The 22685-nt window shown below is 59.8% G+C and carries 19 protein-coding genes and 1 rRNA gene (1 of these 20 cut by a window edge); 3 read left to right on the forward strand and 17 right to left on the reverse strand.

All coding sequences use genetic code 11. From position 1 onward, the window contains the following. From MRY17_RS00470 to MRY17_RS00550, 17 genes are all read right to left on the reverse strand, one after another. Entirely contained in the window at positions 1 to 804 is an 804-nt protein-coding gene (locus MRY17_RS00470; protein WP_181285387.1) for an ABC transporter ATP-binding protein, read from the reverse strand. Further along, positions 801 to 1949 carry an ABC transporter permease gene (locus tag MRY17_RS00475; protein WP_243353098.1) on the reverse strand — a complete coding sequence of 383 codons (1149 nt, stop codon included), beginning with the start codon at positions 1947 to 1949 and terminating at the stop codon, positions 801 to 803. The genes MRY17_RS00470 and MRY17_RS00475 overlap by 4 nt, the downstream gene beginning before the upstream one ends. A 54-nt stretch (positions 1950 to 2003) precedes the next feature. Next, positions 2004 to 3035: a DUF5924 family protein gene (locus MRY17_RS00480; RefSeq protein ID WP_181285389.1), complete on the reverse strand. Its 1032-nt coding sequence runs from the start codon at positions 3033 to 3035 to the stop codon at positions 2004 to 2006. 70 nt (positions 3036 to 3105) lie between these two features. Next, positions 3106 to 4488, reverse strand: a complete 1383-nt coding sequence (locus MRY17_RS00485; protein ID WP_243353099.1) for a M16 family metallopeptidase — start codon at positions 4486 to 4488, stop codon at positions 3106 to 3108. 58 nt (positions 4489 to 4546) lie between these two features. Then, positions 4547 to 6205, reverse strand: a complete 1659-nt coding sequence (locus tag MRY17_RS00490; RefSeq protein ID WP_243353100.1) for a Na/Pi cotransporter family protein — start codon at positions 6203 to 6205, stop codon at positions 4547 to 4549. A gap of 278 nt (positions 6206 to 6483) precedes the next feature. After that, the gene (locus MRY17_RS00495; RefSeq protein ID WP_181285392.1) at positions 6484 to 7251 is read right to left on the reverse strand and encodes a TerC family protein; all 768 of its coding nucleotides are present in this window, start codon (positions 7249 to 7251) and stop codon (positions 6484 to 6486) included. Positions 7252 to 7318: 67 nt separating this feature from the next. Further along, the gene (locus MRY17_RS00500; RefSeq protein WP_181285393.1) at positions 7319 to 8626 is read right to left on the reverse strand and encodes a CitMHS family transporter; all 1308 of its coding nucleotides are present in this window, start codon (positions 8624 to 8626) and stop codon (positions 7319 to 7321) included. Positions 8627 to 8994: 368 nt separating this feature from the next. Further along, a complete protein-coding gene (locus tag MRY17_RS00505) occupies positions 8995 to 10956 on the reverse strand; it encodes a DUF4105 domain-containing protein (RefSeq protein WP_243353101.1) in 1962 nt (653 codons plus the stop codon). Next, positions 10953 to 11273: a DUF2388 domain-containing protein gene (locus tag MRY17_RS00510; protein ID WP_243353102.1), complete on the reverse strand. Its 321-nt coding sequence runs from the start codon at positions 11271 to 11273 to the stop codon at positions 10953 to 10955. Before MRY17_RS00510 ends, MRY17_RS00505 begins: the two co-directional genes overlap by 4 nt. Before the next feature lie 38 nt (positions 11274 to 11311). Continuing rightward, positions 11312 to 11620, reverse strand: coding sequence for a DUF2388 domain-containing protein (locus tag MRY17_RS00515; RefSeq protein ID WP_181285395.1), 309 nt, complete (start codon positions 11618 to 11620; stop codon positions 11312 to 11314). A 92-nt stretch (positions 11621 to 11712) separates the two neighbouring features. Then, positions 11713 to 12033, reverse strand: coding sequence for a DUF2388 domain-containing protein (locus tag MRY17_RS00520; protein WP_181285396.1), 321 nt, complete (start codon positions 12031 to 12033; stop codon positions 11713 to 11715). Positions 12034 to 12365: 332 nt separating this feature from the next. After that, on the reverse strand, positions 12366 to 12581 hold the full coding sequence (locus MRY17_RS00525; protein ID WP_003187413.1) for a DUF1127 domain-containing protein: 216 nt from the start codon (positions 12579 to 12581) through the stop codon (positions 12366 to 12368). Positions 12582 to 12899: 318 nt separating this feature from the next. Further along, complete coding sequence (locus tag MRY17_RS00530; protein WP_124356471.1) at positions 12900 to 14393, reverse strand: acetyl-CoA hydrolase/transferase family protein; 1494 nt, start codon at positions 14391 to 14393, stop codon at positions 12900 to 12902. Between the two features lie 234 nt (positions 14394 to 14627). Beyond that, a complete protein-coding gene (locus tag MRY17_RS00535; RefSeq protein WP_181285397.1) occupies positions 14628 to 16064 on the reverse strand; it encodes an NAD(P)(+) transhydrogenase (Re/Si-specific) subunit beta in 1437 nt (478 codons plus the stop codon). Beyond that, entirely contained in the window at positions 16064 to 16384 is a 321-nt protein-coding gene (locus MRY17_RS00540; protein ID WP_003187417.1) for an NAD(P) transhydrogenase subunit alpha, read from the reverse strand. Before MRY17_RS00540 ends, MRY17_RS00535 begins: the two co-directional genes overlap by 1 nt. Before the next feature lie 15 nt (positions 16385 to 16399). Next, positions 16400 to 17521 (reverse strand): Re/Si-specific NAD(P)(+) transhydrogenase subunit alpha, encoded by a 1122-nt coding sequence (locus MRY17_RS00545; protein WP_181285398.1) that lies wholly within the window; start codon positions 17519 to 17521, stop codon positions 16400 to 16402. A gap of 445 nt (positions 17522 to 17966) precedes the next feature. After that, on the reverse strand, positions 17967 to 18872 hold the full coding sequence (locus tag MRY17_RS00550) for a LysR family transcriptional regulator (RefSeq protein ID WP_243353103.1): 906 nt from the start codon (positions 18870 to 18872) through the stop codon (positions 17967 to 17969). Between the two features lie 158 nt (positions 18873 to 19030). Between MRY17_RS00550 and MRY17_RS00555 the strand changes: the two genes are divergently transcribed. The 3 genes from MRY17_RS00555 to MRY17_RS00565 form a co-directional block, all read left to right on the forward strand. Beyond that, a complete protein-coding gene (locus tag MRY17_RS00555) occupies positions 19031 to 20212 on the forward strand; it encodes an acyl-CoA dehydrogenase (RefSeq protein WP_058422535.1) in 1182 nt (393 codons plus the stop codon). A 13-nt stretch (positions 20213 to 20225) separates the two neighbouring features. Continuing rightward, positions 20226 to 21446 (forward strand): CaiB/BaiF CoA transferase family protein, encoded by a 1221-nt coding sequence (locus MRY17_RS00560; RefSeq protein WP_181285400.1) that lies wholly within the window; start codon positions 20226 to 20228, stop codon positions 21444 to 21446. 558 nt (positions 21447 to 22004) lie between these two features. After that, positions 22005 to 22685, forward strand: a 16S ribosomal RNA gene (locus MRY17_RS00565) (it continues 856 nt past the right edge of the window).

Raw genomic sequence — 22685 nt, forward strand, 5'->3', positions numbered from 1 at the left:
TCATACCTCGTTGAGCGATTGAGCGGCATCCAATGCCGCGCGGCCTCGGGGGCCGTGGAAATATTCGTGGATCCAGGCGTCGTCGGTTTCCGAGACGACATCGATGGCGTCCGCCACCAGGACTTTCTTCTGCGCCAGTACCGCCACGCGGTCGGTGATGGTGTACAGCGTGTCGAGGTCGTGGGTGACCAGGAACACGCTCAAGCCCAGCGCATCGCGCAGGGTCAGGATCAGTTGGTCGAATTGCGCCGCGCCAATCGGGTCAAGGCCGGCGGTGGGCTCGTCGAGAAACAGGATGTCCGGGTCCAGGGCCAGCGCACGCGCCAGGGCGGCGCGCTTGATCATGCCGCCGGACAGCGAGGCCGGATACTTGTCGGCCGCCGACAACGGCAGCCCGGCGAGGGCCAGTTTGACTGCGGCCAGATGCTCGGCATCGGCGCGGCTGAGCCCGGCGTGCTCGATCAACGGCAAGGCGACGTTCTCGGTGACGGTCAGCGAGGAAAACAAGGCGCCCTTCTGAAACAGCACGCCGAAACGTCGCTCCACCAGGGAGCGTTCATGCTCGGACAGACTCGGCAGGTTCTTGCCGAATACCCGCACTTGCCCCTCGCTGGGCCGCCGCAGGCCGACAATGCTGCGCAGCAACACCGACTTGCCGCTGCCGGAGCCGCCGACCACCGCCAGGATCTCGCCCTTGTACAAATCCAGATCGAGATGCTCGTGCACGCTCTGGTTGCCAAAGCGGTTGCACAGGCCGCGAACCTCAATCACCGCCTCAGTGGGCGCTCGATGTACACGACTCACCAGCCCATCTCCATGAAAAACATCGCGGCGACCGCGTCCAGCACGATCACCACGAAGATCGACTGCACCACGCTTGAGGTGGTGTGTGCACCGACCGACTCGGCACTGCCGCTGACCTTGAAGCCTTCCAGACAACCGATCGCGGCGATCAGGAACGCGAAAATCGGTGCTTTCACCATGCCCACCAGAAAATGCTGCACACCGATGTCCGATTGCAGCAGTGACAGAAACATCGCCGGCGAAATATCCAGGGCCACCGCACACACCACGCCGCCGCCGACAATCCCCGAGAGCATCGCCAGGAATGTCAGCATCGGCAGCGCCACCAGCAATGCCAGGACCCGCGGCAGCACCAGCAGCTCCATCGGGTCCAGGCCCAGGGTGCGGATCGCGTCGATTTCTTCATTGGCCTTCATCGAACCGATTTGTGCGGTAAACGCACTGGCCGTGCGACCGGCGATCAGGATGGCGGTGAGCAACACGCCGAATTCGCGCAGGAATGAGAACGCCACCAGGTCCACGGTGAAGATCGTCGCGCCGAAGCTCTTGAGCACCGTGGCGCCGAGGAAAGCCACCACGGCGCCGACCAGAAAGGTCAGCAGCGCGACGATCGGCGCGGCATCCAGGCCGGTCTGTTCAATATGCGCGACCACCGGTGTCAGGCGCCAGCGCTTGGGCCGCAGGATGCCGCGCACGAAGGTTTCGAGGATCAGGCCGATGAAGCCCAACAGTTTCATCCCGTCTTGCCAGACGGTGTCCACGGCGCGGCCGATGCGCGCCAACAGTTGGATGCCGGCGCCCTCTTCCGGCTCCTTGAGTGGTACACAGAAATCGTTGAGCGAGCGGTAGACCGTCTTGAGCAGTGCGCGGTCGGCGGCGGACAGGCTGCAATCGGTCTGCTCGGCGGAGCGCTCGATACGCTCGGGCCCCAGCAACTCCACCAGCAGCGACGCGCCGGCGGTATCCAGGGCGCCAAGGCCGTTAAGGTCGATGTGCGCGCCGGCATCGTATTGGCCGTCGAGGGTGTTCGACAGCTTCTTCAGCTTCGCGTAGTGGGCAAGCGTCCAGTCACCGGAAATGCGCAGCAACGGCGGTGTGCTGGACGTATCGAGTTGGGCCGCACCGGCCGTCGGGGGAGTGGTCATAAGCTCCGAGCTTGTTTGGCTATCCACAATTGCTACGTAATAGCATGATCGGGACTACTGCGGGTTGTCCGTTTGTGCTGAGTCGGTGACGTTAAAGCGCAGCACGCCAATGACTTGCCCGTCTTCGGTGAGCACCCGTACCTGCCAGCGGCCTACCGCATCCGGCGGGAAGTTCTGCTTGTGGGTCCAGGCGCGGTAGCCCTCCTTGCGGCCGCCATGGATATCCAGGGCAATGCGGTCGACTTCCTTGCCGTTGAATTTCCACACATGGTAGATCCGCTCATCGAGGCCGCGCGGCGCGTTGATCGCGGTGTAGGCGTACAGCCCGCCGCTGCGCAGTTGGGCGGCGCTGACTTGCTTAAGGTCGTCGCCCGGGGTGCGGTCCTGAAGCTGGGTGCTGATGGCCACTTCAGTCATCCACAGGGTGGCCGGTGGTACCCAGCTACGCAGCAGCCAGCCGGCGCAGCCAATAGCGGCCGTCACCCCCAGCAGCATTACCCAGCCTTTGACGCTGCGCAGCGGCAGGCTCACGGCCAGGCTCGGAATCGACAGCGCCATGGCGACGCCCAGGGCCAGCTTGTAACTTTCGGCAGTGGTCAGGTGCAGGATGATCGGCAGTGCGGTCAGCAGTGCGGCGAACAGTGTCAGCGTATGCAAGGCGAGGAACAGCGAGCGCTTGGGCGCCAGCCATTTGTAATACAGCGGGTCGATGATCGACACCAGCGCCGCCGCGCCGAGCAGGCCGGTAAACACCGATTGGCCGCTGTTCCAGGCGGTGGTCACGAAAAAGAACGGCAACACGAAAAACAGGCTTTCCTGATGGATCATCTGCGTGGCGTAGCGCAGCAGCGGTTCCGGTATTTCGCGGTTGAACAGCTTGGTGAACAGTTGCGTGAAGCTGTTTTCCAGCATCAGCCACAACCAGCTCACCAGCATGATCACGGCGATCCAACTGGCCATGCCCTGCTGGCGGTCCACCAGGATGAAGCTGCCGACACCCGAGATGAAGCCGCCGAGTGCGATCACCCCAGGGTAGCGCTTGATCAGTTCTATAACGCGCTGGACAAGGGGCGGCAGATTCGGCATGGGCGGTTCGCACTGTGTGTGGGAAAAATCTTAGACAGAATAACGTTTTAGTCCGCTGTTCGGTGCCTCGTTACGCGATCCGTTTGCGATAAAGCCGTAGGACGACCCACACAAGAACGATCAGTCCCAGCACGCCCGCGCCTATCCAGCTCAGGGCGTTATAGCTCAACAGCGGTTTTTCGATGCGCCAGTAGCCCGGCTGCTCCAGAACCTGGCGCATGGCCTGATTGGTCTGCGCCAGGCTCACGGCCTTGATACGTTTGGCAGGGTCGCTGAAGCGCCCGTTGGCATATTCCCCGGCAGCGCTCCAATAATAGTCGGCCAGCGCGCTGTTGCCCTGCACGGCCCAGGCCTGACGTGCGATGGCGGCTTGCTGCAGGCGCGCGAACACCGCCGGATCGAGGCCGTCCTTGAGCAGACGGGTCTTGAGGTCTTGCAATACCTGCTCGGCTTCCTCGAGGTTGTCCCGTTCGAGGTCGGCGTTCAGGCTCAGGAAGCCGACGCCGCCGAGCACTTCGCGTTCGCTCCACGGCCCGTAGGACAGGCCGTGCCTGAGGCGCAATTGGCGGTACAGCGCCCAGTCGAGGTAGTCCTTGAGCAGGTCGTAGGTTTCATCGTGCTGGTCGTCCAGCATCGGCTCCGGGAACAGCCAATGCAGCTTGGCATTGTCGCCGACCCAGCCGTGGATCAGGTCACGGTGGCTGGCGGCGGCCTGCTGGATTTGCGGCAACGGCCGATGTTCGCTCGGCTCTACCGGGTCGAGTTGGCCATAGGTGCGTTCCAGGTAGGCCGGCAGCAGTTTGTCCAGGTCGCCGACGACGATCAGGGTCATGTTGTTCGGTGCGTACCAGTTTTTGCGCAGCGCCTCCAGCTGGTCGCGGGTCAGGTGGTTGACCTCGGCGCGTTCGGTGCACTTGAGGCCCAACTCGACGGCCAACTGGTTGCTGGCGTTGTGGCCGAGATCCTGGCGGTCCAGCAGGCGTTGCAAGTGGGAGTAATGACCACCGTCCTCGCGCTCGACCACCTGCTTGGCGGCGTTGATATTGGCGTCGGTCAGCTGGGTGCGGGTAATGATAGCCAGCAGCAGGTCCAATACCTTGCGCTGGTTCTGCGCGGGCGCTTCGATGACAAAGGTGGTATCGGCGTTGCTGGTGTAGGCGTTCCACTCGCCGCCCAGGGCCTGCATGCGGTCTTCGAGGTCGCCTTCATCACCGCCGTCGATGCCGCTGAACAGCAGGTGCTCGAACAAATGCGGCAGTTCTTTCTGATCGCAGCTGAAATCGTCCAGGCCCACGCCGACCACCAGGCGGATGGCCACATGCCCGCGCTCGGTGCCCGGTTTTAGCAGCAATTGCAGGCCGTTGGGCAAGGTGTAGCCTTCGACTTGCAGGCGGTCAAAGGCAAAGGTGTGTGCCGAGCCCATGAGCAGGCAGGCGAGTAACAGGCGACGCATAACAAGCTTCCTGGCGAATGAGGTCCGTTGTTAACTGACTTCGCTCGCTGGCGTACGTTCAGGGCGAATGGGTGATGTCGGCAATATCATCGGTGGAGAGTGCGCCGGTGTCGGACGTTTCCAACACTACATAAGCACTGCTGCAAAACAACGAGTTCAAGCGCTTCATGTCGGCGATCAGCTCCAGGTGCAGGGAGCTGGTCTCCAGGCTTTGCACAATCTTGCGTTGCAAGCGGCTGACGTGGGCGTGCGCCAGGCGACGCTCCTGGGCGCGAAAGCGGCGTTTCTCGCGCAGTAATTGGCGGGCGCTTTCCGGGTCGCCGCTGAGGAATACCGACAGGCCCAGGCGCAGGTTGGCGATCAACTGGCTGTGCAGGCCGCTGAGTTCTTCCAGGCCGACATCGGAAAATTGCCGGCGCTGGGACGTCTTCTGCTGCTGCACTTTGCGCAGCATGCGCTCGATCAGGTCGCCTGCCAGCTTCAGGTTGATCGACAGTTCGATGATTTCTGCCCAGCGTCGATTGTCCTGCTCACTCAGGTCTTCACGGGGCATTTGCGCCAGGTAAAGTTTGATCGCGCTATAAAGCGCCTCGACGTCATCGCTGAGGCTGCGCATTTGCTGGGTAATGGCGGTTTGGTTACCGCGCAGCACTTCCTGCATCGAGGTGAGCATGTTGTCGATCAGGTCGCCGAGCCGCAGGGTTTCGCGGGCGGCGTTGGCCAGCGCCAGGCTCGGCGTGTTCAGCGAGGCCAGGTCCAGATGGCGCGGCTTGGCTTTGCCGTTGGTCTCGGGACGCTCCGGCAGCAGCCATTCGCACAGCCGCGCCATCGGGCCGATAGTGGGCAACAGGATCAGGCAGCGGCTGACGTTGTAGAGCAGGTGAAAGGTGATGACCATGCCTTGGGTGCTGTAGTCCAGGCCGTCCATCCAGCGGACGAGTGGGTCGAGTACTGGGATGATCAGCAGCAGGCCGATCAATTTGTACAACAGGCTGCCCAGGGCGACTTGCCGCCCGGCGGTGTTCTGCATGCTGGTGCTGAGAAAGGCCAGTATGCCGCTGCCGATGTTGGCGCCGATCACCAGGCCGATGGCCACGTGCAAACCGATCACGCCGGCACCGGCCAGGGTTGCCGTCAGCAGCACTGCGGCGAGGCTGGAGTAGGAAATCATCGCGAACAGCGCGCCGACCAGGGCGTCGAGCAAGATATCGCCGGTCAGCGAAGCGAAGATGACTTTTACGCCCTGGGCATGGGTAATCGGCCCGGCGGCTTCGACGATCAATTGCAGGGCCAGAATGATCAGCCCGAGGCCGATCCCGACTCGGCCCAGCTGCCCTGCCCGCGTCTGTTTGCGCGAGAGGAAAAAAATCACCCCGAGGAAGATCAACAGCGGCGACAACCACGACAGGTCAAAGGTCAGCACCCGCGCCATCAACGCGGTACCGACGTCGGCGCCGAGCATGGTGGCCAGGGCGGGCGTAAGGCTCATCAGCCCCTGGCCGACAAAGGACGTCACCAGCATCGCCGTGGCATTGCTGCTCTGCACCATGGCCGTCACCAGGATACCGGCGACAAACGCCAGCCAGCGTTTGGACATGTTCTGCCCGATGACTTGGCGCAAGTTGGAGCCGTAGACCCGCAGGATGCCGGTACGGACGATGTGCGTGCCCCAGATCAGCAGGGTCACGGCGGAAAGCAGATTGAGCAAGGTCAGCATGCTCGGCCCCCCGTGTAGGTGAGCTCCAGCAGGAGCGAAGGAAAGTTGCCGCGTGCCGTTCTACGTCTTGTACTTAAGCTGTAGTTGGCGAATGGGCTCTGCGCCAGCATCGCATAGCTGATCGCGGGATTGAAACAAAACTGTCATGAAGATCGTTCCCACGCTCTGCGGGGGAATGTATCCCGTGACGCTCTGCGTCAGTGTCTTGCGGCAGGACGCGGAGCGTCCGAGGCGGCATTCCCACGCGGAGCGTGGGAATGATCGACAGCGGATCAAATTTACTGACCCGGAATATCCTTGCGCAGTTTCACCGGATCCTGCTGCTTCTTCTTTTTCGCGATGGCGGTGCGCATCTTGATGTTCACCGCTTCCACCGCCAGCGAGAACGCCATGGCGAAGTAGACGTAGCCTTTGGGCACATGAACGTCGAAGGATTCGGCGATCAGCACGGTACCCACCACCAGCAGGAACGACAGCGCCAGCATCTTCAGCGACGGGTGCTTGTCGATGAATTCGCTGATGGTGCCGGCGGCCAGCATCATCACCAATACGGCAACCACGATGGCGGCGACCATGACCGGCACATGGGAAACCATGCCGACGGCGGTGATGACCGAGTCCAGGGAGAACACGATATCGATGATCGCAATCTGGATAATGGTGTAGATGAACTTGCCACCGCCGCCCTTGGGCTCGTCGTGGCTTTCGTCCTCACCTTCCAGAGCGTGGTACATCTCCTGGGAGCTTTTCCACAGCAGGAACAAGCCACCGAAGAACAGGATCAGGTCGCGACCGGAGATGCCCTGGCCGAGGACCACGAACAGGTCGGCGGTCAGTTGCATGACCCAGGTGATCGACAGCAGCAACAGGATGCGCGTGACCATCGCCAGGGCAAGGCCGAAGATCCGGGTGCGCGCCTGCATGTGCTTGGGCATGCGGCTGACCAGGATCGAAATCATGATGATGTTATCGATGCCCAGGACGATCTCGAGCGCCGTCAGGGTGAAGAAGGCAATCCAGATTTCCGGATTGGTCAGCCATTCCATGTGTATTCCTTTGAGCAAATGTTAACCGCGCAAGCTGCAGCGCCGCGCGGTGGGTGAGTCGGTACGATTATAGAGTGCTGAACAGCGGAAAAATCCCCATCAGCAGCGCGGCGAACATTATGCACAGGCATACCAGCACTGCCCACTTCAAGGTGAAGCGCTGGTGATCGCCAAACTCGATACCTGCCAGGGCGACCAGCAAGTAGGTCGAGGGTACCAGCGGGCTGAGCAGATGCACCGGTTGCCCGACGATTGACGCACGCGCCATTTCCACCGCAGTGATGCCGTAGTGGCTGGCGGCCTCGGCCAGCACCGGCAGTACGCCGTAGTAGAACGCATCGTTGGACATGAAGAAGGTAAACGGCATGCTCACCAGCGCGGTGATGACCGCCAGGTACGGGCCCAGGGCTTCAGGGATGACCGCCAGCAGGCTCTTGGACATGGCATCCACCATGCCGGTACCCGACAGGATGCCCGTGAAGATGCCGGCGGCGAAGATCAGCCCGACCACCGCCAATACGCTGCCGGCGTGGGCGGCGACGCGGTCTTTCTGCTGTTGCAGGCACGGATAGTTGACGATCATCGCGATACTGAATGCCACCATGAACAGCACGGGCAGCGGCAGCAGACCGGCGATCAGCGTGCACATCAGGGCCAGCGTCAGCGCGCCGTTGAACCAGATCAGCTTCGGACGGCGAGCATCGGGGAACTGCGACACGCTGATTTCGCTGTGGTCGATCTCGTCGCCTTGCAGGTGCAGCTCACCCAGGCGTGCGCGCTCGCGCTTGCCGTACATATAGGCAATCGCCAGGATCGCCACCACGCCGGCTGCCATGGCCGGGATCATCGGCACGAAGATGTCCGATGGGTCCACATGCAGCGCACTGGCGGCGCGGGCCGTCGGGCCGCCCCAGGGGGTCATGTTCATCACGCCGCCGGCAAGAATGATCAAGCCGGCCATGATGCGCGGGCTCATGCCGATGCGCTGGTACAGCGGTAACATCGCGGCGACGCAGATCATGTAGGTGGTGGCGCCGTCACCGTCGAGGGACACCACCAGGGCCAGCACGGCGGTGCCGACCGAGACTTTCAACGGGTCGCCCTTGACCATCTTGAGAATCTTGCGCACGGCCGGGTCGAACAGGCCGGAGTCGATCATCAGGGCAAAGTAGAGGATGGCGAACATCAGCATCACGCCGGTCGGCGCGAGTTTGGTAATGCCTTCGAGCATCATCGGGCCGATCTTCGGCGCAAAGCCGCCGAACAGCGCGAACAGGATAGGCACGATGATCAAGGCGATCAGCGCAGACAGGCGCTTGGTCATGATCAGGAACATGAACGTGATGACCATGGCAAAGCCAAGGAAAGTCAGCATAGGAATACTCCAGGCGTAGCGCGGCTAGGGAATGGCGAACCGGGTGGGGTCAGCGCAGAACGAAAGGCACGAGGCGTACGGGGGGAGTTGGGGTAAACAGACGGGTACGGGCGGACATCGGGAATCACCATTGTTGTTGTTAACAGTCGGTCTATTGCCGACAGTGGAGGTGATCCTAGACGGGTAAGCTTTCAGCCAGCTTTCGCCGGGAAAACAGATGACACTCGGTCCTAAGGCCTATGCGGATAAAAAATGTGGGAGGGGGCTTGCCCCCGATTGCAGTGGATCAGGCAGCTTATGGCTAGCTGACCTACCGCTATCGGGGGCAAGCCCCCTCCCACATTGGGATCACTTGATTCGCTGAGTGTTTACGGCAGTTCGAGGCCACCGGCCGCTTTATGCAACGCCCGCAGGTGCTCACCCATCTGCTTGAGATTGGCCTCGCAGGCGGCAATCTCGGCAGCGCGGGCCGGATCAAGCAGCGCCCTCACCTGTTTATCCAGCTCGCCAGTCAGCGATTGCAGTTGTTTCTGGCGCTCGGCACTTTCCGATTCCAGCCGCTTGGCCTCCGAAGGTTGTGGCAGGCCATAGCCACCGCTGTCGAGCAACTCGGCCGGGCGACTGAGGAAACCGCTGTTGGCGAGGATTTGCTGCAATGTGTTGTTGGCGTGTTCCATGCCGCCGTTTTTCAGCTCCCGGGCATTGAGGTAGCGTTGTTTGACTTCGTCCTGGGCGAGCATCAATTGTTTGCGAAAGCTGGCCTGTTCCAGCAACAGCAATGCGGCGCTGGTTCGCAAGTCAGCCTGGCTGAACCATTGGCGGCGCTCCTGCGCATCCAGCGACAGCCAGTCTTCGACCTGGGTCTGCTTGATCGGCAGACGTTTGCGCAGTACATCGAACATCGCCTGGTAGCGCTCGCGGAACGAGTCGAAGTGATAGCCCAGGCGCAACGCTTCGCGCTTGTCATCCAGTACGCTGGTGTCGGCCAGCCCACGCGCGCTGAGTACTTCCAGCAAGCCATTGGGAGTGATGTTGTCCAGGCCGGTCAGTTGTGGATTCGCGCTGCCACTGCGCAGCAGCTTCAAGCTTTCCACCGCGCAGTTGTTGGAAATGAAGAAGTAGTTGCCGTCGTAGCTCCAGTGCATCTCGGCGGCATGTTCGACCGTGTCGTTGATTTCCTGGCGGTTGAGCTTGAGCGGCACCGACGCCAGGCCGCGCAATTCGGTCTTGGTGTATTCGTCGATGACTTGTGCCAGCGGCAGCACGAAAAGACGTGACGGGTATTTGCCCACCAGGCCATCCCAGCTCGACAGCTGTACGTCGCCGACGAAAGCGCGGTAGGACAACACCAGGTGCTGATCCAGGTCCAGCCGGCAATCCGGCCCGCGAGGACGGCCGGGCGCACAGATCACCAGGCGCAGCATGCTATGGCCCCAGCGGCTCACCAGATTCTGGTTGGCTTCGGCGAGCAGGTAGTCGATTTCATAGACGCGCTCCGGGTCGATATGGCCCAACGGTGTCTTGGCGAAATCGTTGCCGGCGTTCAGAAAAGCATAGGTATTGCCGCACTTGTCCTGCCCGGGCGGCGCCCAGCCGAAGTGTTCCGTGTAATAGCGCGCCAGCGCGGGACGGCGACAGGCATAGCTGGGGTCGAGGAGGAAGTACTCCATGTTGACCGCGACGAACTCCAGCGGGCTGGTGGTTTCGTAGATGTCCGGGCTGCGAACGACCTGGTTGTTGTGCTGTTCGCGTTCGCCGCGACGGCCGACGTATTGCGGCCAGCCGGCGAGGTCCAGCAGGCGAGGGTCGTCACTCAGGGTGAAGCGACGGTTGTTCTGGCCACGGCATTGGTCGGGCAGGCCGATCAGGCCGGTGATGTTGTTCTGGCGGCTGCAGCGCTGGATCAGGGCGCGCTCGTCTTTGGACCACAGGCGCGCACGGTCATAGATGTGGGTCAGTTCATGCAGCACGGTGGCGAGCATTTCCTGACGCACGGTGCCGTGGGGGCGGTTGGTCTTACGAGTCGCGGCGCTGCCGTCGGTCAGGCTGGCCAGCAGGTTTCGGTTGAGGTCCAGTTCGGACACCAGGGAGGCCTGGCCGTAAGCGTTTGCAGGCATCTTGTCGGTCCAGCCGACTTCGATGCGACGGTCCAGTTGCTCGATGAAGCGCGGCGGCAGGGCGCCCATCGCTTCATCGAGCAATGCCTGGCTGGCCTGCTGTTCAGTCGGGCTCAGGCCATCGGTCTTGAGCTGCAGTTGCAGGCTGGCCTGGGCCGCACCGGCACACAGCAGCATAGCCCCGGCCAGGAGCCAGGCTTTGACGCGCCTCACAGAGCGAGGATAGCTTCGGCGAGCGTCTGGTCGCTGGCATCACGGGCTTCTGGTACGCGGGTGCGCAGGGTGTCAAAGGCGGCTTCGAGTTGCGCGCCACGGATCTCGCCATTGGTGGCGACGAAACTGGCGGCATCATCGTGGGCTTCGCGCACGATCTTGGAATCGCGGATCGAGGTGGTGGTGTCGGAGGTGAAATCAATGGTGCGCGCCGAAGCGCGAACGACGATGTTACTGGTGGCTTTCAGGGTTTGCGCCTGGGCGACATCAGCCAGAAACAGCAGGCCGAGGGCGGCGATGATCAACGGGCTACGCATGGGGTGACTCCAAGACAAAGAGGGACATACAAAGATGATTATTGGACGAGAATTGCTTGCGCCAGTTCAAGGTCGCTTGCATGAAGTTTTGGCCGGGTACGGCGCAGGTAATCCAGCGCGGACTCCAGGCGTGCGCCCCGCCATTGGCCGTCAGTGGCAATGAAAGCGGCAGCATCATCCCTGGCAACCCGGACCAACTTGTTATCAAACGGCGCGGACGTCACCTTGCTGGTGGCATACGCGCTGACAACGGTGCTCTGAACGGAGACGTCAAAGGCCGAAGCCAACGGTGCCCAGCAGGCACAGAACAGTAACGGGACAATCAACAGGCGGTATGAAAAAGCCATGGCACTCGACAACTGAAAACGAGCGCCAAGGCTAGCGCAATGACGGGGTGAGAGCCAGTGCAGTGACTGGCTCTTGCTCGCTGCTCCTGGCGTTAGATCGCCAGGATCGCCTGGGCCAATTGAGCGTCAGTGGCGGTGTTCAATTGCGGCGCCTGTTGGCGGATCTGTGCCAGGGCGCTCTCCAGTTTCACGCCACGAATGGCGCCTTCGCTGGCGACAAAGCTGGCCGCGTCGTCACGGGCGGCTCGCACCACCTTGTTGTCGCGCAGGGAGGATGTGGCATCGGACGTGGCGTCGGAGGTGGCTTTCAGTGCGCCAACGATCGAATCGGTGGTGACGATAAAGCTGCTCGCGTTGGCGCTGGCAGCAACGGCCAACAGGGCGGCGGTGCACAGCAGGCGAAGACGGGACATGGGATAACTCCTGTAGATCAGCAAATTAAGGTGGCACAGAACGGCCACAGTGAAACGGACGTTGGGCAATTGGGCATCTGACGCCCGTTCTACAAGGTTCGCCACGTGGTGACTGGATATTAGGTCACCGCTTGATCATTCGGAAGCCTGAGGTTAACTGTTATGGTTGTATTATAAAATATAAAAACTGTACCTGTTCCGCAGAACCTGCCGTTTTCAGGTTCATTTACCCAGATACAACAAAGCCCGCCTCCGGTTACCCGGGGCGGGCTTTGCTTGACAAATCAGAGTGCTGGCGATGGACCGCGCGGGTCAGGGCCAGCGAGCGCCAATCAGCGCCAGAACGGCTTGCTCAGCTCTTCGTAGCGTTGAGCTTCGCTGATACCGGCGTCAGCCAGCAAACGCGAATCCAGGCGTGCCAATTGGTGGCGGCTGGAGATGCGGCGCTGCCACAACATCAGGTTGGCGAGAACGCGCAGAGGCAGGGAAGCCTGGGTGTTGACAGCTTTTTCTTCGAAGAACAGTTCGGAACTGAGTGTACGTTCCATGATGACATCCTTCCGCTTGTGGCGGGATTAGGTAGTGGTTTAACTGATGCCAATGATCCTCCTCGCACGCAAGACTCTCTAGATACAGTTCACTTGTATTGTGAGGGTCCAGTTAACTGTTTATAGAGGCTGTACGGTACGAAATTGGGGCAACTGTACCTGTTCGCACTGAATGAGTGCGAAATAGACTTTTTTGCTTAAGATTGTGGGATATTTCGGTAGGAAATGACCGGTACAGCAGTACAGTTTTTGCTGGAAGTATCGATCAAACAACCGGGCCGATAAAACTGTATTGGTATCAACCCGGTTGTATAGCCATCAAGCCTTGAGCATGTGTCCGGTTTCTTCCAGGTTGATGTGCCAGCTCAGTGCGTCGCGCAGGATATGCGGGGTATGTCCGCCGATAGCACAGGCGGCAACGAAGTAATTGTTCAGTGCGTCGCGATACGCCGGGTGCACACAGTTGTCGATGATTACTCGGGCCCGCTCCCGTGGCGCCAGGCCGCGCAGGTCGGCCAGGCCGACTTCGGTCACCAGGATGTCGACGTCATGCTCGGTGTGGTCCACATGGCTGACCATCGGCACTACGCTGGAAATAGCGCCGCCTTTGGCAATCGATTTGGTGACGAAAATCGCCAGGTGCGCATTGCGCGCAAAGTCCCCGGAACCGCCTATGCCGTTCATCATCCGCGTGCCGCAAATATGAGTGGAGTTGACGTTGCCGTAGATATCGAACTCCAGCGCGGTGTTGATACCAATGATGCCCAGGCGACGCACCACTTCGGGGTGATTGGAGATTTCCTGCGGGCGCAGCACCAGCTTGTCCTTGTAGTGCGCAAGATTGCCGAACACATCGGCATTGCGCCGCTCCGACAGGGTAATCGAGCTGCCGGAGGCGAAGCTCAGCTTGCCGGCGTCGATCAGGTCGAACGTCGAGTCCTGCAACACTTCCGAATACATGGTCAGGTCTTCGAACGGCGAGTCGATCAAGCCGCACATCACCGCGTTGGCAATGTTACCGATCCCGGCCTGCAGCGGGCCGAGCTTGTTGGTCATGCGCCCCGCATCAACTTCCTGTTTCAGAAAGTTGATCAGGTGATTGGCGATGCCTTGGGTGTCGCTGTCGGGTGGCGTCACCGTGGAGGCGGAATCGGCTTGGTTGGTGATCACGATGGCGACGATCTTCTCGGGCGGGATGGGAATCGCCGGGCTGCCTATGCGGTCGTCAACTTTGACCAGCGGAATCGGCGTGCGGGTTGGCCGGTAGGACGGGATATAAATGTCGTGCAGCCCCTCCAGGTTCGGGTTGTGCGCCAAGTTGATCTCGACGATCACTTGCTTGGCGAAGATCGCGAAACTGGCGGAGTTGCCCACGGACGTGGTGGGCACGATATGGCCTTGTTCGGTGATCGCAACGGCCTCGATCACGGCAATGTCCGGCAGCTTGAGCTGGTTATTGCGCAGTTGCTCGACGGTTTCCGACAGGTGCTGATCGATAAACATCACTTCGCCGGCGTTGATGGCCTTGCGCAAGGTGCTATCGACCTGGAACGGCATACGGCGTGACAGCACCCCGGCTTCGGTCAATTGCTTGTCCAGGTCGTTACCCAGGCTGGCGCCGGTCATCAGGGTGATTTTCAGCGGTGACGTCTTGGCGCGTTCGGCCAGGGCGTGGGGGACGGCCTTGGCTTCACCGGCGCGGGTGAAGCCGCTCATGCCGACGGTCATGCCGTCCTCGATCAGTGCAGCGGCGTCTGCCGCGCTCATGACCTTGTTCAGCAACGAAGGCAAGCGGATACGATCACGGTACATGAATGGTTATCTCAGGCTACGGAAGCAAGTGGGGCAGTGTAGTGATTTCAAAAAGTTTCGGCGCGCTACCATGGTCGAATGCACGGCCGCGATGTAGAGCCTTTGGTCGGGTTTCATAGGAGCGTGCAAAGCGGGACGCAGAGCTTCCCTGGCTGCATTTCCACGCAGAGCATGGGAACGAAAAAACCCCAGCCTATCGAAGGCCGGGGTCTTGGGTATTGCGCTGGCGCAGTGTTATTCGACGGCCTTGACCATATCTTCGATGACCTTCTTGGCATCACCGAAGACCATCATGGTCTTGTCCAGGTAGAACAACTCGTTGTCCAGGCCCGCATAGCCGCTGGCCATCGAGCGCTTGTTGACGATGATGGTCTTGGCCTTGAACGCCTCAAGGATCGGCATGCCGGCGATCGGTGAGTTCGGATCGTTCTTGGCCGCCGGGTTGACCACATCGTTGGCGCCCAGCACCAGCACCACGTCGGCCTGGCCGAACTCGGAGTTGATGTCTTCCATCTCGAACACCTGGTCGTACGGCACCTCGGCCTCGGCCAGCAGTACGTTCATATGTCCCGGCATGCGGCCGGCCACGGGGTGGATCGCGTACTTCACCGTTACGCCGCGATGCGTCAGCTTCTCGGTCAGTTCCTTGAGCGCGTGTTGCGCCCGTGCGACGGCCAGGCCGTAGCCCGGCACGATGATCACCGTGTCGGCGTTGGTCAGCAGGAAGGTGGCATCGTCGGCCGAGCCGGATTTCACTGGGCGTGCTTCCTTGGAACCTGCCGCAGCACCGGCGTCCGGCGCATTGCCGAAGCCGCCGAGCAGCACGTTGAAGAAGGAGCGGTTCATGGCCTTGCACATGATGTACGACAGGATCGCGCCGCTGGAGCCCACCAGGGAGCCGGCGATGATCAGCATCGAGTTGTTCAGCGAGAAGCCAATCCCCGCCGCTGCCCAGCCGGAGTAGCTGTTGAGCATCGACACAACCACCGGCATGTCGGCGCCGCCGATCGGGATGATGATCAGCACGCCCAGTACAAAGGCCAGGGCCAGCATCATGGCGAAGGCCGTGAGGTTGCCGGTGAACATGAAGGCCAGGCCCAGGCCCAGTGTCAGAAGGCCCAGCACCAGGTTGAGCTTGTGCTGGCCACCGAACTGTACCGGTGCGCCCTGGAACAGGCGGAACTTGTATTTGCCGGACAGCTTGCCGAAGGCGATCACCGAACCGGAGAAGGTGATTGCACCGATGGCGGCGCCGAGGAACAGTTCCAGGCGGTTGCCCGCAGGAATGGCGTCGCCCAAGTGTTTGACGATGCCCAGGGATTGCGGCTCGACGACCGCCGCGATGGCGATGAATACCGCGGCCAGGCCGATCATGCTGTGCATGAACGCCACCAGTTCCGGCATCTTGGTCATTTCGACGCGCTTGGCCATGATCGAACCGGCGGTGCCGCCGACCAGCAGGCCGACGATCACATAGCCGATACCGGCCGTCGCCAGCTCGGCGCCGAGCTTATAGATCAGGCCCACGGTGGTGAGTACCGCCAGCGCCATGCCGAGCATGCCGAACAGGTTGCCGCGCCGCGAGGTGGTCGGATGCGAGAGGCCTTTGAGGGCCTGGATGAAACAGATCGACGCAATCAGGTAGAGCGTCGTGACGAGGTTCATGCTCATTACTTGGGCGCCTCTTCTTTTACTTTCGGGGCTTTTTTCTTGAACATCTCAAGCATTCGCCGGGTGACCAGGAAACCACCAAATACGTTGACCGCCGCCAGGGCCACGGCCAGGGTGCCCATGGTCTTGCCCAGCGGTGTCACCGTGAGGGCGGCGGCGAGCATGGCGCCGACGATCACGATGGCCGAAATCGCATTGGTCACGGCCATCAACGGCGTATGCAGCGCGGGCGTCACGTTCCAGACCACGTGGTAACCGACGTAAATCGCCAGCACAAAGATGATCAGGTTGTAGATACCGGGGGAGATAAGCTCTTCCATCGTCTGAATCCCTGTTTAGGCGTTTTTGCGGATGACTTGGCCGTCGCGGCACATCAGGCACGCGGCGACGATGTCGTCTTCGAGGTTGATTTCAAACTGCCCTTCCTGGGTGAACACCAGTTTCAGAAAGTCCAGCAGGTTGCGCGCATACAAGGCCGATGCATCGGCTGCCACGGCGCCGGCCAGGTTGGTCGGGCCGCAGATGATCACGCCGTTTTCCACCACCACTTGATCTGCAATCGTCAGCGGGCAGTTGCCACCCTGGGCTGCCGCGAGGTCGATGACCACCGAGCCGGGCTTCATCTGCGCCACGGTTTCGGCGCTGAGCAAGGTGGGCGCTTTACGGCCGGGGATCAACGCCGTGGTGATGACAATATCGGCTTGCCTGGCGCGTTCGTGGACTGCCAGGGCCTGGCGCTGCATCCAGCTGGTGGGCATCGGGCGCGCATATCCGCCGACGCCGACCGCGCATTCGCGTTCCTCATCGGTTTCGTAAGGCACATCAACGAACTTGGCGCCGAGGGATTCGATCTGTTCCTTTACGGCCGGGCGTACATCGGAGGCTTCGATCACTGCACCCAGGCGTTTCGCCGTGGCGATGGCCTGCAAACCTGCGACGCCGGCGCCAAGAATCAGCACGCGGGCCGCTTTCACGGTGCCTGCGGCGGTCATCAACATCGGCATGAAGCGCGGGTAGTGGTGGGCAGCCAGCAACACGGCTTTATAGCCGGCGATGTTGGCTTGGGAGGACAGCACATCCAGGCTCTGGGCCCGGGAGGTGCGTGGCGCAGCTTCAAGGGCGAATGCCGTGATGCCGCGCTCTGCGAGCTTGGCGATGGTTTCGTTGCTGAACGGGTTGAGCATGCCCACCAATACGGTGCCGCTTTTGATCAGCGCCAGTTCGCTGTCGCTGGGGGCAACCACCTTGAGGATCAGTTCGGCGCCAAACGCATCGTTGGCGCTGCCAATGGTTGCGCCTGCCGTTTCATAGGCACTGTCAACGATGCTGGCGTTGATGCCTGCGCCGTTTTGCACAGTGACCTTATGGCCCTGGCCGATCAGCTTCTTGATGGTTTCCGGGGTGGCAGCCACCCGCGTTTCACCGGTCTGGGTTTCGAGAGGAACACCAATGTGCACGTCAAATCTCCTGCATGATCTTTTTGCTTTTGATCTTTTTGTAAAAAGGCCAGTGCACCGCGAGTGGCGCAGCTGGGGCGGCCGATCAGCACGATCCCGCTGAAATGACAGCGGGGCGCGGCATTTTGCAGGCGAACTTTACGGCCTTCAAGGGATTATGACGGGTGACGAAAAATTAACTACAAGTCACCCTGTGACTGATTGTCGCAAGATGGCGAAATAAACTGTTTAAATACAGTTGCTTAAAAGGTTTTGCGGGACGTTGCGCAATTTTTTCATCGTCAACGTGAATAGTCGGTTATTGAACCGTGATAGTCGCTACAAGCCATATCTTTCATGGCTTTGAGCCAATTTTTCTTCATGGCGGTACAGTCTGTTTGAATGCGACATCTACGTATATCTGTAGGTATTTTATTTAGCTGACTACAAGGTCAATAAATAGGTATTAGCCCTGAATATCGGGGCTATAGCGCCGAGATTGCTCGATGAGCCAATCACGAAACGCATGCAGGGACGCGGACTCGACCTTTCGTTCCGGAATCATCAGGTAGTAAGCCTTGTCGCTGCGCAGGATTTGGTGGCTCGCGATAACCAGTTGCTGCTCTTTCAATTCGCGCTGGATCAGGAACGGCGGGATCAGCGCAATGCCCATGTCATGCATCGCCGCCTGGGACAACATTGAGAATAGCTCGTAACGCGGGCCTGTCATGTCGCGGGGGACGTTCAACTGTTGGGCGTTAAACCACTGACGCCAGGCATAAGGGCGCGTTGTCTGCTGCAAAAGGGGCAGGTCGGCCATTTCCTGGGGTGTGAAGTGGGCGCGGTCGCCAAGCAAGCGTGGGCTGCATACGGGGACGGGGTTTTCACCCATGAGTCTGTGGGATTCGGTGCCGGACCAGTCGGCATCGCCGAAATAGATCGCCGCGTCGAACTCGGTGTCGGCAAACAGGAAGGGGCGCGTGCGGTTGGTCAAGTTGACCGTCACTTCCGGGTGCCATTGTTGAAAGTCCTTCAATCGCGGGATCAGCCATTGGGTGCCGAACGTGGGCACGACGGCGAGTTCGATGACATTCGCGCCCTGCTGGCCCATCACTGAAAGAGTGTCGCGTTCCACCGCATCCAGTTGTGTTGCCACCCTGCGGCTATAAGACAGCCCTGCCTCGGTCAGCTTTACCCCGCGTCGCGAGCGCCGAAACAGCTCGACACTTAAAAACTGTTCAAGGCTGGCGATCTGTCGGCAGATCGCACCTTGGGTGATGGAAAGCTCTTGCGCTGCCTTGGTGAAGCTCTCATGGCGGGCCGCTGCTTCAAAGCTGATAAGGGCGATAGTGCTGGGAATCTTTCTGCGCATGTACGTTGTTCTCACATATAAGGCGCGTTTTTGGCCTTTCGAGGCATTTCGGAGTGAGAAATTAGCACAACGCTATGCAGAAACCTCGTTTGCCCTCGGCGGCGCCCCGGCCTAGTCTGCCTGCACGACGTTTTGATTCTTTTCGTGAGGACTTATTCATGGCTGGCAAGGCAAGCTTCAACTGGATCGATCCGCTGCTGCTGGATCAACAGCTCACCGAAGAAGAGCGCATGGTGCGTGACAGCGCCGAGCAGTTTGCTCGGGACAAGTTGGCCCCTCGTGTGCTTGAAGCCTTCCGTCATGAAAAGACCGACCCTGCGATTTTCCGCGAGATGGGTGAGACCGGCCTGCTGGGTGCGATGATTCCCGAGCAATACGGCGGCAGTGGCCTGAACTACGTCAGTTATGGATTGATTGCCCGGGAAGTCGAGCGCGTGGACTCCGGTTATCGCTCGATGATGAGTGTGCAGTCCTCACTGGTCATGGTGCCGATCAATGAGTTCGGTACCGAAGCGCAAAAGCAAAAGTACCTGCCTAAGCTGGCGTCCGGCGAATGGATTGGTTGCTTCGGTCTCACCGAGCCCAACCATGGCTCCGATCCCGGCGCGATGATTACCCGGGCGCGCAAAGTGGATGGTGGTTACAGTCTGACCGGCGCGAAGATGTGGATCACCAACAGCCCGATCGCCGACGTGTTTGTGGTGTGGGGCAAGGACGACGCCGGCGACATACGCGGTTTTGTACTGGAGAAGGGCTGGAAAGGCCTGAGTGCTCCGGCGATTCATGGCAAGGTCGGGCTGCGAGCGTCCATTACAGGCGAAATCGTCATGGATAACGTATTTGTACCCGAAGAGAACATCTTTCCCGACGTGCGTGGCTTGAAAGGTCCTTTTACGTGCCTGAATTCGGCACGCTACGGCATCTCCTGGGGGGCGCTCGGGGCTGCGGAGTTCTGCTGGCATACCGCACGCCAGTACACCCTTGATCGTCAGCAGTTTGGTCGCCCGTTGGCGGCAACGCAGTTGATCCAGAAGAAGCTGGCCGACATGCAGACCGAGATCACGTTGGCGCTGCAAGGCTGCCTGCGGCTGGGTCGGATGAAGGATGAAGGGACGGCGGCGGTCGAGATTACATCGATCATGAAGCGCAACTCATGCGGCAAGTCCCTGGATATCGCGCGCATGGCCCGGGACATGTTGGGTGGCAACGGCATCTCCGACGAGTTTGGGGTGGCGCGTCATCTGGTCAACCTGGAAGTGGTCAACACCTATGAAGGTACGCATGACGTGCATGCCTTGATCCTGGGGCGTGCGCAAACCGGTCTTCAGGCCTTCTATTAATAGGAGCACGGTCATGGGCGCGCTTTCGCATCTGCGGGTACTGGATTTATCGCGAGTACTGGCGGGCCCCTGGTCCGGACAGATACTCGCGGACCTTGGGGCCGAGGTGATCAAGGTCGAAAGGCCGGGCAATGGTGACGACACGCGTGCCTGGGGCCCGCCTTTTCTCAAGGATGCCTATGGCGAGAACACCAGTGAGGCGGCGTACTACCTGTCTGCCAACCGGAATAAGGAATCGGTGACCATCGACTTCACCAAGCCTGAGGGGCAGAAGCTTGTGCGTGATCTGGCGGCCAAGTCGGACATTCTGATCGAGAACTTCAAAGTGGGTGGCCTGGCGGCCTATGGCTTGGATTATGAGTCGCTCAAGGAAATCAATCCGCAGCTGATCTATTGCTCGATCACAGGCTTCGGCCAGACGGGTCCTTATGCGACCCGTGCCGGCTATGACTTCATGATTCAAGGGTTGGGTGGGTTGATGAGCCTCACCGGCCGGCCTGAGGGGGATGAAGGTGCGGGGCCGGTGAAGGTTGGGGTGGCATTGACCGATATTCTCACGGGGCTCTACTCAACCGTGGCTATCCTGGCGGCGCTTGCCCACCGGGATCACGACGGCGGTGGGCAGCATATCGATATGGCGCTGCTGGATGTGCAGGTCGCGTGTCTGGCCAATCAGGCTATGAATTACCTGACCACGGGAGTTTCGCCAAAACGCCTTGGCAATGCGCATCCGAATATCGTGCCCTACCAGGACTTTCCTACGGCTGATGGTGATTTCATCCTGACCGTGGGTAATGACGGGCAGTTTCGCAAGTTCGCCGAAGTGGCCGGGCAGCCACAGTGGGCGGATGATCCGCGGTTCTCTACCAACAAGATGCGGGTTGCCAATCGTGGGGTGCTGGTTCCGTTGATTCGGCAGGCGACCGTGTTCAAGACTACTGCAGAGTGGGTATCGCAGTTGGAGAAGGTCGGTGTGCCGTGTGGGCCGATCAATGATCTGGCGCAGATGTTTGCTGATCCGCAGGTCAAGGCGCGTGGGTTGGCCATAGAACTGCCTCATGCCTTGGCGGGGATGGTGCCTCAGGTTGCCAGCCCCATCAGACTTTCCAAGACGCCTGTGGAGTATCGCAGTGCGCCCCCGTTGTTGGGGGAGCATACGGTTCAGGTGTTGCAAGGTGTGCTGGGGCTGGCGCCGTCGAGCGTGGCAGCTTTAAGAGAGGCTGGAGTTATCTGAACGCTTCCTTCTATATAGGGGAGCTTCGGTCGTTTTCTGATCAATCCTAACTATTTGATAAGAAAACGAAATTAGACGTTGACGGCAGATTCTGGGGGCCTATAATTCGCCCCACTTCCGGCGCCGTCGAAACGGAAAACTCCTTGGTAAACAATGAGTTAAGCAATTTTTGACAGCAGGTCGCTTCAGTTATCGAAGCCAGAAGGAAGTTGAAAAAGAGGTGTTGACAGCAGCGTGTAACGCTGTAGAATTCGCCTCCCGCTTACGAGAGATCGCAAGCGCAAGTGGTTGAAGTTGTTGAAGAATTCTTCGAAAACTTCTGAAAATAACCACTTGACAGCAAATGAGGCTGCTGTAGAATGCGCGCCTCGGTTGAGACGAAACATCTTAACCAACCGCTCTTTAACAACTGAATCAAGCAATTCGTGTGGGTGCTTGTGGAGTCAGACTGATAGTCAACAAGATTATCAGCATCACAAGTTACTCCGCGAGAAATCAAAGATGTAACCAACGATTGCTGAGCCAAGTTTAGGGTTTCTTAAAAACCCAAAGATGTTTGAACTGAAGAGTTTGATCATGGCTCAGATTGAACGCTGGCGGCAGGCCTAACACATGCAAGTCGAGCGGTAGAGAGAAGCTTGCTTCTCTTGAGAGCGGCGGACGGGTGAGTAAAGCCTAGGAATCTGCCTGGTAGTGGGGGATAACGTTCGGAAACGGACGCTAATACCGCATACGTCCTACGGGAGAAAGCAGGGGACCTTCGGGCCTTGCGCTATCAGATGAGCCTAGGTCGGATTAGCTAGTTGGTGAGGTAATGGCTCACCAAGGCGACGATCCGTAACTGGTCTGAGAGGATGATCAGTCACACTGGAACTGAGACACGGTCCAGACTCCTACGGGAGGCAGCAGTGGGGAATATTGGACAATGGGCGAAAGCCTGATCCAGCCATGCCGCGTGTGTGAAGAAGGTCTTCGGATTGTAAAGCACTTTAAGTTGGGAGGAAGGGCAGTTACCTAATACGTGATTGTTTTGACGTTACCGACAGAATAAGCACCGGCTAACTCTGTGCCAGCAGCCGCGGTAATACAGAGGGTGCAAGCGTTAATCGGAATTACTGGGCGTAAAGCGCGCGTAGGTGGTTTGTTAAGTTGGATGTGAAATCCCCGGGCTCAACCTGGGAACTGCATTCAAAACTGACTGACTAGAGTGTGGTAGAGGGTGGTGGAATTTCCTGTGTA

It is taken from the genome of Pseudomonas orientalis, assembly GCF_022807995.1.
Classification (GTDB): Bacteria; Pseudomonadota; Gammaproteobacteria; order Pseudomonadales; family Pseudomonadaceae; genus Aquipseudomonas; species Aquipseudomonas orientalis_B.